General features: G+C 56.5%; 8 protein-coding genes. 2 read left to right on the top strand and 6 right to left on the bottom strand.

Annotated features, from left to right (window positions below; all coding sequences use genetic code 11):
* Positions 1 to 1,113: 1,113 nt before the first annotated feature.
* Positions 1,114 to 1,815 (bottom strand): phosphatase PAP2 family protein, encoded by a 702-nt coding sequence (locus EOS_RS36525; RefSeq protein WP_047897090.1) that lies wholly within the window; start codon positions 1,813 to 1,815, stop codon positions 1,114 to 1,116.
* A 1,106-nt stretch (positions 1,816 to 2,921) separates the two neighbouring features.
* Between EOS_RS36525 and EOS_RS36520 the strand changes: the two genes are divergently transcribed.
* On the top strand, positions 2,922 to 4,214 hold the full coding sequence (locus EOS_RS36520; protein WP_047897089.1) for an O-antigen ligase family protein: 1,293 nt from the start codon (positions 2,922 to 2,924) through the stop codon (positions 4,212 to 4,214).
* Between the two features lie 36 nt (positions 4,215 to 4,250).
* A complete protein-coding gene (locus tag EOS_RS36515; protein ID WP_047897088.1) occupies positions 4,251 to 4,841 on the top strand; it encodes a phosphatase PAP2 family protein in 591 nt (196 codons plus the stop codon).
* Positions 4,842 to 4,894: 53 nt separating this feature from the next.
* On the opposite strand, the gene EOS_RS36510 is transcribed toward EOS_RS36515, so the two are convergent.
* From EOS_RS36510 to EOS_RS36490, 5 genes are all read right to left on the bottom strand, one after another.
* The gene (locus EOS_RS36510) at positions 4,895 to 6,076 is read right to left on the bottom strand and encodes a glycosyltransferase family 4 protein (RefSeq protein WP_047897087.1); all 1,182 of its coding nucleotides are present in this window, start codon (positions 6,074 to 6,076) and stop codon (positions 4,895 to 4,897) included.
* A 208-nt stretch (positions 6,077 to 6,284) separates the two neighbouring features.
* A complete protein-coding gene (locus EOS_RS36505) occupies positions 6,285 to 7,544 on the bottom strand; it encodes a lipopolysaccharide biosynthesis protein (protein WP_087882046.1) in 1,260 nt (419 codons plus the stop codon).
* 94 nt (positions 7,545 to 7,638) lie between these two features.
* Positions 7,639 to 8,649, bottom strand: coding sequence for a glycosyltransferase family 2 protein (locus tag EOS_RS36500; protein ID WP_047897085.1), 1,011 nt, complete (start codon positions 8,647 to 8,649; stop codon positions 7,639 to 7,641).
* 104 nt (positions 8,650 to 8,753) lie between these two features.
* Positions 8,754 to 9,869, bottom strand: a complete 1,116-nt coding sequence (locus EOS_RS36495; protein ID WP_047897084.1) for a glycosyltransferase family 4 protein — start codon at positions 9,867 to 9,869, stop codon at positions 8,754 to 8,756.
* Positions 9,870 to 9,933: 64 nt separating this feature from the next.
* Positions 9,934 to 12,264, bottom strand: a complete 2,331-nt coding sequence (locus EOS_RS36490; RefSeq protein ID WP_235443076.1) for a polysaccharide biosynthesis tyrosine autokinase — start codon at positions 12,262 to 12,264, stop codon at positions 9,934 to 9,936.
* Between the last annotated feature and the right edge of the window lie 315 nt (positions 12,265 to 12,579).

The raw sequence follows: 12,579 nt of genomic DNA, 5'->3' as shown, positions 1-12,579 counted from the left end.
ATTTGCAGGCATTGCCCTGCGCAGCTTGCAGGGTTCGGCTTTCCCGTTAGGAAAAAGCGCGGATCAGGACTGCGGCGGACCGAGGCGACTCGGTCCGCCGCAGTCGCGTTCATGAACAGCTAAGCACAGGTGCGCCTGCCTTAAAAGGGAATGCTCGCGACCGCTCGTGAGCAGATCGTCGTTGCCGTGAGCCTTGTCCATGAGAAGGGCGATGCAGTTTGGCGCCCGCTTTCCCCGTCGAACACGTGATCGCGATTGATTTACAACCGGTTGCGGATTTCTCAAGGTCCTCGAATTTGTCTGAAAGCCCTTCTGGACAAGGGTTCGCGCCCGCATCGCCTGAACTGACTAAAATCCGGATCCTTTGGTGGTCGAGATGGCGAAAAGGCAGTCGCTGCCTCGCGCCCAAATTGACGTTGCATGTGATCTTCAACTGCATTTTTCAGGTGCTCTACCTGGGATACCAGTGGAAGGAACTGCCGATCGAGAAGGATCGGCACGGGCGCCCGGAATTCACGACACGCGCATCTATATCGCCTTTCGGCGGTGTGAAGCGCGCGGATGCTTTGCTGCCATTTTCGAGGGCTCGGTGTTCAAACGTCATCAAGACGGTCGTTTGGACTCGAGCATCATCCATGGCGATGGCACCACGATCGCAGCGAAGGAAGGGGGCGACAATCTCGGCTTCAGGCGCACAAGCGCACAAGCGCACAAGCGCAGTGCGATCATGCTGACCTCCTTCCGATTAAAGGGTTCTGTGCAAACTCATTTAGGCCCGTCGCCCGCAGGGGCGGCGGTGGGAGGCACGCTAGATGATTTTCAAGTTCCGCCGGTTGCTGCTTCGCTTCGAGCGCCTCAGTCAGTTGCACTACGCATTCAAAACCCTCGCCTATACGATGATCAATCTCCGGCACTACTGCCCGAACTGATCTCACGGCCGATACATGTGCTTTGTGTCCGGCGCACCGCGCCGGGATCCTGCTCGTCCATCCCATGCCCAAACCTGCTCGCGACGGTGTAAATCATCGCTTCGTCTCCCGCTCCCGCAGTCTTGCGCTCTCCCTTCGGCAGCACCGCACCAGATTCCGATCGAAACCCGCAACCAGTTGGGCGTCAGTGCCCGTGTGCCTTTGTGATGTATTGCACGATCAATCTTATCTCATCAAACTGAGTGACCAGCTCAAACAAAAAAATGAAAGCGAGCGCATAACACGGACCAGGGTAACGATCGACGAGCTGCAGGACGGGCCCCGCAATCACCGGCCGAATCGACTCTCTGGTCAACAAATATGTAATAAAAATTCCCAACAAAGCCCCGACGATTACGTCCGTCGGATAGTGCAACCCCAAGTACACGCGTGGCGCGCATATTAGAAGCGCCGTGTAGGCAAGTGCGGCTATACCTTCACGGCGCCGAACTAAAAAAATACCCATTGCTACTGCCATCCATAACATGGCGTGGTCGCTCGGAAACGAACTCCAGGTTCTGAGTACGGCGTCTACTTTGGCACCCGCCGGGAAAGGAAGATTCAGTTGCGGGTCGAACCGAGGACGCAAGCGAAATGGCAGGAAATAGGCCAAAGCTCTTCCTACTGCAAGCGCTACTAGTCCCGCCGCTACCGTGGCGACCACCATTTCGCGTTGCCAGCGGTTTCGGTCGCTCGGTTGAAACCAGATCCACCACAGGGCGGCAACCAACAGCAATCCCTTGGCGAGGTATAAGCCTTCCACAGCCCCGATCACGCGGTTGATCTCGGGAGAAGTGAACGCGTTTCGGGCAATTAAAGTCTGAATCACAGCATCAAATTTGTTCATGGTTATCTTTTTCAGTTATGCAAAGCCTGACCATTAGGACATCACTACAAAAAAGTAAGGCGTCTGCCCACAACCGACATGGTCGCCCCCCGAAATCTCGTCTGTGCGAGTTCGGCGCGTTCGGGTCAGTTTGCGTCGCAGGTGCGGCAACAGTCGAACAACAGCTAACGTCTCAACGTAAATAATTACGTCTTCAGGTCCGGCCGATATCATACGGTGTACGACGCATGTTCAATTTCGCGAAGGCACGCGGTGTCTAGCCGCGTTTGCTTGAAGAATCCCCGTCTGTGCGCTGCAACGGCCAAAAAACTTCGTTTATACACCGAAGTCGCGCAACACCTCCAGTGCCTCATCCGGAATCCACACGGCCCTCAGTTCCCCCGGCACGATGCAAGCGTGTCAAGCCATCCCTCCCCTGCCACGAGAGGAGGTTTTGCGGTATCCTGTGGGACGTAGCTTCCGACATGTGTCGGTTTGGTTGGAGAGCCGCGGCGGGGCCTGATCAGCATCGGGTGCCGAGACCCTGCGATTTGCCTGCTCGAGGGTCTCCGGCAAGTCCCGAGCACGTCTATCGCGGCGGGAATCGACCTATCGCGCTTCGATAGAGTCGATATATGCGCACCCGAGGAATTGTCTCGTGTTGATGTCGACCTGGCGAACGTGCGCGAACCCGGTGCAAAGGCAAAAATTTGCAGGCCACCCAAATCGAGGACGAAGAACTCAGGCCGATGTCTGGGCGTGAGTAACAACGTCTTAACCTAGACCATCGCCCTCGCTCGATAAAGGCGAGAGAATGCGGTTCGGCGGGGCCGCGAATGCCGCAGCGCCGTCATATTCGTCGCTTTGTTCATTGACGTTCATCGCCGCCGACAATGCATTCTTATTGCACTGGAGTCGCATCTACGCACGCTTGAATGACGCCCGAATGATCGAGGCAATCTGTGCGCGTTTGCGCCGTTGACTGCTGCGGCCCTCTTGCTGCGTCGCACTTCCCCGGCGCACCCTCGAGCCGCCTGCAAGCAACGCTAACGGTCCTATCAACACGACCATCTTTGTACGTGTGCCAGTTTTTTCGGCCGTACGCCAATTACTCAGAGGTATCCACAATGGCTTATGTAACGCTATTGGCGTTATTTCTGACGGTCACAAACCTCGTGCCGTTAAGCGCGATTGGTTTCCTGCCGATCATCCTTTGCGCCTGGCGTTTTTTTGGGAGACGTTATCCTGCGTTCATCACGCCGCTTGTGGCATTCACGGCCTTTGCGGTGTTATCGACGTTGCTTTATGACCCAGGCTCGCTGATCGACTTTGAGTTTTATCGACGCGATGGGAACTTCTTCGTGTCCTATGCTCCGATCCTCGCTGGCTGTTTGTATATTCATCGGTGGGATCTCAACAAGGTCCTCCGAGCTTTCTTCGTTTTCGCTGTAGGCGTGAACGTACCGGTATATGCGATTTACTTGGCACACAGCGGCTTGCTGAGCATCTTCACGAACCCAGACGCGTCTTTTGGCAGTTACTTTATTGCCCGTAACGCCGCCGGCGGCTTTCTTGCAATGCTGTTTTGTCTTGGCGTGGCCTGCTATCTCCAGAAGCGCAGCCGCCTGATTCTCGCCCTGCTCGCGCTAAACGCGATGATGCTTTTTTCAACCTACAGCCGTGGATCGCTCCTGGGTGCCGCGATGATACTGCCCTACCTGTACCTTGGCCGGAAACGTTGGGTTCTCGCTTCGCTGATCGCCTGTCTGCTCGCCGGCTCAATCGCGGTGGCGATCTACCATACGGAACCATCAGTGAACTACATGGGCTACACCTTCTCCATTAGCAACGGGGACGCCAAAGTCGCAAACCTGGACATTCGTTACGAATGGCTCTGGCCGCGGGCGCTTACTTATTTTCGGCAAAGTCCGATCATAGGATTCGGCTTTGGTTCGTTCGATGATCAGATCCATACGGTGACTTCCTATTTCGGAGTCCTGGGTGTGCCTTCAGGGATAACCGTTGAGCATAGCGATTCGCATGCCCACAACTCTTACCTAAATTTCCTTGCGGAACTCGGTTTGGTCGGATTGACGCTGATGTTGACCTTTTACTGGCGACTTATCCGCTGGGGCCAGGAGGGTGCCAATGCCGCGACGAACGATCAGGGGCAAAATTTCGTCGCCTTCAGGTTCATCGAGTTGTCGTCTGTATGCCTGCTCGTCATGGCTGCCACCGAACACCGACTGGTATCGCCATCGAATGTGCTGATCCTGTCACTGGTAGTGTCCCTGGTTCTGGCGTCGCGCGCGCCCCAGCCCTATGTGACGTCGGCACCTCACACCGTTCGGCCGCCTGACCACCTTCCAGGCAGGTCGGCTAGAAGCGTCTCTACGTCACGTTACCTGAGCCGCGAGTAATCGCACGGACCGGCAATCAACTGGAGTTCGAAATTTATGTGGCACGCGTTCACGAACATCGGCGACGCCGCCGTCACACTTCCCGTCGCGATCGTCTGCGCCGGCTGGATCGCGATGTCTAACTTGCGTCTGGCATTTCGTTGGGGTTTAGTGTTAAGTGCCGGCATGGCCTTAGTTGGCGCGACCAAGATCCTGTACGCAGGTTGGGGCGTCTCTTTTCCTGAAATCGAGTTTAGGGTGATTAGCGGGCATACAATGCTCGCAACATCGGTTTGGACGGTGACGATCGCCTTGCTCCTGCGTAGCTGGGGGCTACCTGCGACCGTGGGGGTGATCGGGGGTCTCATCGTCGGTGCCTGCACGGGCCTTGCACGCGTTTTTGACGATTCACACTCGCTGTCAGAAGTCGCCATCGGGTGGGTCGTTGGAGCGGTTGTGGGCGCTGTGTTCTTGCGTGCGTGCGTTAACGCCAAGCTAGAGCAGTTTCGACCAATGGCGGTAACAATCACGCTACTAGTTGTCTCGACACTGGCATATGGCCACACGACGCCATTCCAACGATTGATCGATGGTCATTCTCCTGCCATCCGCGCTCGCGCGGCGGCAGACGTCTCGCGGGTATTCTAAGCAAGCCGCCGGCCGGCAGCTCGCGCCGTCGTCGGCACCCTGTTTTGTTGGCTCTATGCGGTGGTCGTGTGCTCCTCGGCCGATTCTACTTCGTTCACGGCATGAAGCAGAGGCCCTTTCGTGCGTCCGCCAAGTAGCCGCGCCTCAACGAAGCTAGTCAGTTTTGCCTTGAAGTTTTCTGCTGAGAAACGCTCCGCGTTTCTTCGACACTGCCGCGGATCAAAGTACCTAACATTCTTTTCAAAGCGATTAACCGCCTCGATAAGCGACTCGATGGTCTGTTCGCGGAAAAAGACGCCCGTCGCCCGCTCGTGTGGAAGACCCACTACAGATTCAAGCGCTCCGCCTTTGCCGAACGCGATAACAGGTGTCCCACATGCCTGCGCCTCCACAATTGAGATTCCAAAGTCCTCTTCCGCCGCGAACACGAAGGCGCGTGCCCGCCGCAAATGGTCGTGTAAGACTTCGAACGATTGGTAGCCGAGGATAGTTACATTCCTCCCTGCAACCGCCGCGATCCTCTTCATTTCAGGACCGTCACCGATCACAATGAGCCGGCGTTCGGGCGTTTGGGAAAACGCTTTGACGATTAGGTCCATGCGTTTGTATGGCACCATGCGCGACGCTGTAATGTAGAAGTCCTCCTTCTCCGTGCAAAGCGTCAGGCCTTTAAAATCGACTGGCGGATAAATCACCGTCGATTCGCGCTGGTAGGCTTTTTTGATCCGCCGAGCAATAAACTGCGAGTTGGCGATCAAATGATCAACCCCATTCGCCGACCGCGCGTCCCAACCCCGCATGTAATGCAGCATGGCACGCGCCATAGCGGACTTGATACCGCTAGCGAGACCCGATTCGCGTAAATATTGATGCTGCAGGTCCCACGCATATCGAATGGGCGAATGTACGTAGCTGACATGCATCTGGTCCGGTCCCGTTAGCACGCCTTTTGCAACGGCATGGGAACTGGAAATAATCAGATCGTAACCAGACAAGTCGAGCTGTTCGATAGCGAGCGGCATTAGTGGTAAATATCCACGATAGCGCTTGCGTGCAAACGGCAGCCTCTGAATGAACGAGGTCTGAACCGGCCTTCCTCTGAGACAGGCGCGGTCTTCCAAAAAATCGACGATCGCAAAGATGTCAGCTTGCGGAAAACACTCGATGATGTGCTGTAACACCTTTTCGGCGCCACCGGACACCACTAGCCAATCGTGAACAATAGCAATTTTCACGCTTACCTCACTTCGTGTAGGCCAAAAGCCACGTCGTGGCGCATCGTGGTTCTTCCCTCGGCGAGGGCATAGGAACACGGTCGCCCGAGTCGCTTTCGGATCATGCTGCGACAAAACAACCTGATCGACGGACACGCCGCCGACCAAGTCATGAGCTTGTTAGCAATGGGATTGCAACTTCGCGTGTGTGCGCGTCATATAGTCATCCCTAGTCTTTCCCAAGTCCGGCCCGGCTGCGGGCGTTCAGAGCGTAACGAAACATCGCGATCGCACGTCCCGCTCCTGGTAGTAATCTCGTCAGATCCGAGCGAACCATGAGACCCATCAGCATCGCGGAAAGCATCACTTCTCCGATGACGCGCGCAAGCGCCATGCCGATCGCGCCATATCTAGGCGCGAGGTATAGCGCGGCCGCAAGATTGGCCAGTCCCGACGTTATTCCGGCTACCGCAAGCAGCCGGTCCTTTCTGCGCGGAACGAACACGTAAAAGGCGACGAATTGATTGAAGGCCGCGAACGGAAACATCCACGCCAGACACTGCAGGACATATGCGCTCGGCGCAAACGCCGCGCCCAAAATGAGAGGCAATACAAATGGCGATAAAGTCAGCGCGCCGCACAGGGCAAGTAATCCGTAGGCAATTAAGAGAGTGGCTCCCCGCCGGCTCGTGGCATGCGCCCCGTGGTGATCGCCCTGCGCGAGCTGCCTTGAGATGGTTGGAATAAACACCTGGGCAGCGGGCCCCATCAGACTAAGTCCTATCGTCGCAAAACGTTCAGCAGCACCGAAATAACCGACTTGGGCCGGCGTAGAAAGCAGTGTGAGCAGGTACGTCGACGATGCAGTCAGTACGGCCGAGCCTGTCGAATAGCAGAACAGCATCGTCGAGCCGCGCATGAGCTCCATGACGCCGTCCACTCTCAAGCGCGGCAATCCGACATGAACAAATGTCAGCCCGTATGAGATCACCGAGCAGAGCACGCCGGCTACCAACAGGCTCGCGACTACCCATACCGAGTCCTGTGGCCCTTTGACGATGGATAAGATCAGAACAAGGCTGAGCACAAAGCCGATCACTTCAATAATAATCGGCGTGCGAAAGCGCTGACGCCCCTGGAACAGCCAGCCGAGGTTCAGGGCCGACACAAGCCCGAGCAAGGTCGCCAACAGCCCCATGGCGGGCCGCTCGGACAGCGTCGGCGAACACATCGTGGCGATCACGCCGACGGCAGCGCCCACCGCGCAGGTAAAGGCACGCGCACTCGAATGCAACGAAAAGACAGCGTTTTGGTGGCTACGCTCGGATGACTTCGCGACCTCGCGCATGCCGACGAGCGTGAATCCGTAGCTCGCGAGCATCCAAATCACGTTCATTAGCGACATCGACGCCAGTACCCGTCCGTATTCCGTGACGCCGAGCACTCTTCCATAGAACGGAATTACGACGATGAGGTACAAATACCTCATCACGTATCCGCCGTAGACGAACCCTAAAATTTTAGCGTTTTCCTTCTTGTCCACAACGCTCTCCCTCAAGCCGCTTTACGGCACAGAACCCGCATCAGCGTGCAGCTACGCGATGGCGCGCAAGTGGATTGGCGATATAGCGAACCGCATAGTCGGAAAGCGGCCGGTACGGCAGAAGGCAAAGGCCGGAAAAGACGACCGTGCCAAGTTTCTTCTTCAGGCTCCAAAATGGGTTCGCAATAATGGAATGGAAATAGCTGCGTGACTCGCGCATCATCCAATGCCAGCGCGTTGCGAGCGGCGCCTGATAAACCCGTGAGCTAAAACGAGCCTTCTCATAGGCAAAGTCGTGAAACTCTTGCGGCAACTCAACGCCAAGACGCGAGCGCGCGATGTTCCGAAGGATCGTCCATCGCGCGGCGAATGCCTTGGGTGCCTTACTAAGGTCCTCGGAGTTAGCGAAGGAGGCACCTGGCTCAGTCGTGTTATGCACGCGATATCCGCCAAGCGACTTCCGGATTGATGCTACCGCTCCCAGCAAGGCAACGCCGTAGATCGCGTAGAAGTCCGCGCCGTAGCGGTTTTCCTCTGTCTCTGGTACGGGGAAGATACGCTGCAGCGCGCTCACGCGATACGCGTTGCCCGATGCCGGTGGCGAAGGATAAAGCCAGCCGCGGTGAAGCAAATTGGCACAATCCAAAGGTGGGTCTGAATGCGGCACATGGCTGCCCGTGAGTTCACCTGCAGAACCGAGAACATCCAAGCGGAACTGAACCTTTCCGTAATCGCCGCCATCGAAGGCGCGCATCACTTCTGATACCGCGCTCGGGTAGAGAACGTCGTCGGAGTCGAGCAGGATCGCATATTTAGTTTCGAGAAGTTCCACCGCACGGTTGTACGCCGAGACCTGACCGCCATTCTCTTTGAACACAGCTGAAATGCGCGAACCGAAACGTCCGATCACTTCGCGCGAGTCGTCGGTTGAACCGTCGTCAATGACGACCACGCGCGTCGCCGCGTAGTCCTGCGCGAGTGCCGAATCAATTGCATCGGCGAGGAATCGCTCATAGTTGTAGTTGCAAATAATGATAGTCACGTCGTTCATAAGGCCTCGATGCAGGCGGAGCGGTCTGTGTTTAAATTAAACCTAACTATTAATAAATTAGCATCTATAAACGCTACACCGGCTTGACCCGATGGCGGCGCCCATTAGCCTGTAGATGCGTGGGCTGCGAGGTTGAATGTCCGGTGATTTATCTCACCGAACAAGATCTCCAGCAAATCGCGCGCTGCCCGATCCCATCGGTACCTCTGCGCATGGCGCAGGCCCAGGCTTTTATAGCTTTGCCGCACCTTCCGGTCACTCATCATCAGCGAAATCTTCTCGGCAATGTCGTCAACAGAGGTGGCATCGCAATACATTGCTGCCGTCCCGCAAACTTCTGGGATCGACGCATGTTTCGACGCGATCACCGGGCAGCCGCAATACATCGCCTCGAGAGGCGGCAAACCGAAACCCTCGTACAGCGATGGAAACACTAGGCATGCAGCGCTCTCATAGAGCGCTTTCAGCTCACCGTCAGAAATGAAACCCGCCCATATGACCTGCTTCGAAACGACCTGTTCCGCAACGCGCCCCGCGTTAAAGACGCGGGCATTGCTGCCGCCAACAATAACGAACTTGACGTCCTGGAGATGACCGAGACGATCGACCGCATCCAGAACGCGTTGCAGGTTTTTGCGTGGATCGAGACTGCCTACGATCACGCAATACGAATCTTTTACGAGGTCCAGACGCTGAAGGATTGCCTGATCGCTGACGACCCGGTCGAGATGATCTGCGCCAGGAGGCAGGACTGCAACGCGCGATGCATCAATGTTGAGGTGATGACAGATGCGCTCTTTCGAAAATGCCGAAATCGTCAAAATCATCGGTGCGTTTCTCGGCAGCATCGAAAACCTGAACCGATACCAGAGCAAAAACTTCTTCGAGAATGCATGTGGCACATCGAAGACCGCCATGTCATGAACCATTACAACTTGACTGCGTTTAAAGAGTGGGCTGCTATTGCACAGACTGACAAGCGTCGTACCTCGTGCAGCAATCGGTAGCGTAATTTGCTCCCAGAGATTGCCGCGAAACCATGGAAAGCGGCGTTGCCGTTTGAGCAGCGTGCCTGGTTCGACCGCATCCTGCGGCATGAAAACTTCAAGCTCGCCGCCTGGTGCTCCGCGCAACTGCACTGCTCTTGTCAATTCGTAGGCGACCCGCTGAACGCCGGTAATTTGTTGCGCTGTGAATTTCCCGTTGATTGCGAAAGTCATGACATTTTTCCCTCGAACGATGTAGTGAGCTACCGGCCGGGAGCTCGCTGATGATTTGGCGGGTTCAGCTCGCCATACCCAGATGTCCCGTGTCGCTCGCGTAGTTCGTCGTGTATTCGTAGTTGCGATTACTCCGTCGCAGTGGTATAGCGTTAAAAACTGCACCCGCAATGCGCCCCTCGGTGCGTTCAAGCTTTTTGACGGTATCGGCGATTTCGTCCTCGCTTTGCATGCCCGAACGCAGGACGAGCATCGTGGCGCCAGCTTCGCTCGCAATGATCGACGCGTCGGTCACGGCGAGAATCGGCGGGGTGTCGATGATGACTAGGTCGAACTGCTTGCTGAGCCGATCCAACAAATCCCGGAAGGTTTGCTTCATCAGCAGTGCTGCAGGGTTGTTGGGGCGCTCACCGCATGCTAAGAACGACATGCCGTGAACACCGACGTGCCGCAGCGCGTTGCGCACGGGAATTCGGCCTGAGAGCACCTCCGATAGGCCGCCCCGATTACTCATGCCGAAGTAGGAGGCGAGGTGACCGCGGCGCATATCCGCATCAATCAGGAGTACCTTGGACCCGATCTCCGCATGCAGCACGGCCAAGTTGGCCGCGACAAAGCTCTTCCCCGCGGACGGCGTGGGTCCAGTGAACATCACAATGTTGTTTGGCGCGTGCGCAAGGTCGCGCGCGAGCGCGGTACGCACCTCGCGAAGAGCTTCAACCGAGGGATCATTCGGAAAGCGCGCCGCGAGCACCTTGGTGCCAACGCCATCCAGCGCCGTGGCCCCGGCATTGCTATCAAACGGGTGATCCTCAAGCGAATCCCGCCAAACTGGGCTTGTGGCCCAGCGGTTGCCTGGCAAAGCTTTGCGAGCCGCTCCGTCGGCGTCGCGGGCAAGCTGCACCTGCTGCTGGCTAAATAAAATCTCTCCGATTACTGGCACGCTCAGCCGACGTTCAACAAAAAGCGGATCGGTCACCCCTGTCATTACATGGCGGCGCATAAATACCAAAAACATGCCAGAGATCAAGCCAAGCGCAACAGCGCCCCCGAGAACGATCGGGCGACTTGGTTTCGTCGGGTGCAATGGCCTAATCGCAGCATCGACGATGTGCGCCCCACCCGTCGTGCTGGCACGCCGCACCGACAACTGCTCCGCCTTTTGAACCATGCCAAGGTAAATCGTTTCGGCAACCTTTGCATCGCGCGCGAGATCGACGCTATTGCGCTCAGAGGATGGCATGGCGCTGAATCGCCCATCGAACGCCGCCTTAGCTTTATTTAACTGCGCTAGTTGGATATCGATGTTTTGCACCCATCGGCTGTCCGGCGTAAATTTCTCCATCATTTGCGTACGTTGCAGTTGCAGAGTAGCGATCTGCCGGTCAAAGTCGATGCCGCCTTGCAGATAGGCCTGTGCCTCAGAAGTTGGTTGCATCGAGTTCGACGACGCCCTAAAGTTCCTGAGCGCCTCTTCCTTTCGCCTGAGGTCCGCAAGCAGACGCGGTAGTTCGCCGTTGATAAAAGCGAGGGTTTGGCTATCGTTGGACTGTCGGCTTGCCACCGCGGTCGCAAGATATTGCTGCGCAAGCGCATTCGTGACTTCGACTGCCTTAGCACGGTTCGAGTCCGAGTACTGCATCTCAATCAGACCCGAGTCCTTTACCTTGTCAGTGACCTTTATGACGTCACCGAAACGCTTGACCGCGTCGAGCGAATTCCAACGAATTACCTCAAAGCTGGTTCCGGGCCGCGCAACGAGTTGAGCCACGAGCATAGAAACGCCATTTGAGTTGGCGGGCTTGCCCACGGCGCCGCGCAGCAGTAATTCATTCGATGGTCCACGGAGCTCGTATTGGCCGCCATCGAGCACGACCATGTTCAGCTTTTCTTCCTCAAGATCTTGGGGAACGTCCAGATTGGCGATCTGCAATCGTTCCCCACCCCATGCGAACGATTTGAGACCGAGCCATGGCGCCGCCGGTTGTCCTGGAGTGGCCAATTTTTCCGCGAGATCACCAAGCAGCGGAATTGTGCGGGGCTTCACCGAGACATCGAACCGGTACCGCTCGATCACCGGCTCCAGCACGGACCGGCTGCGCATCACCGCCATCTCGGCGCTGGGCGCCGGCGCAGGTGGTGGCAGCGTTTCCTGGTTCTGGATCGCAATGCCGAGCGCGTTTTGCTCAGGCGGATCAACACGCACAAGCACATCGGCGGAATAAATGGGCGTCGCCACGAGTAGGTACACCACAGCAAGCGCCACGACGATACCAATGACGTTCAGGATCTCCCATAGGTGATCATGCATCAAGTTGAGCATCTCTTTGCCCGTCAGCTGACCATGTTCGTTGGCGATGGGGGGCGAGAGTGAATGTGAAGGGAAATAATCCACCGGCGTAGTCCTTCAATGTGCAATGTTTGTAACGACCCTGCGGAGTACCTACAGGTGTCGGTTCGTGATGAACAGCGTTGCGCCATCGTTTAATGGGCGCTGCCTTTCGGAAACGCCGGGGCGTTTTCCTTACCCCAGCAGACGTCCGACGCTGGCACTTACACGTCAATCACCGACTGAAACTTCGGTTTTGGCTTGTGGCTTAGTTGTTGGCAACGCCGTGTGTGTCGCTTGCACAGCGCTGTCAGCAATCTTGAGCAAAATTTTGAGATCCGCTACGAGGACGGCGGAGGACCTCATCCTGAGCGCTTCGGC

The organism is Caballeronia mineralivorans PML1(12) (assembly GCF_001028175.1).
GTDB lineage: Bacteria > Pseudomonadota > Gammaproteobacteria > Burkholderiales > Burkholderiaceae > Caballeronia > Caballeronia mineralivorans.
Note: the sequence above shows the minus strand (reverse complement) of the source record. Positions and strands in the feature narration are given on the sequence as shown.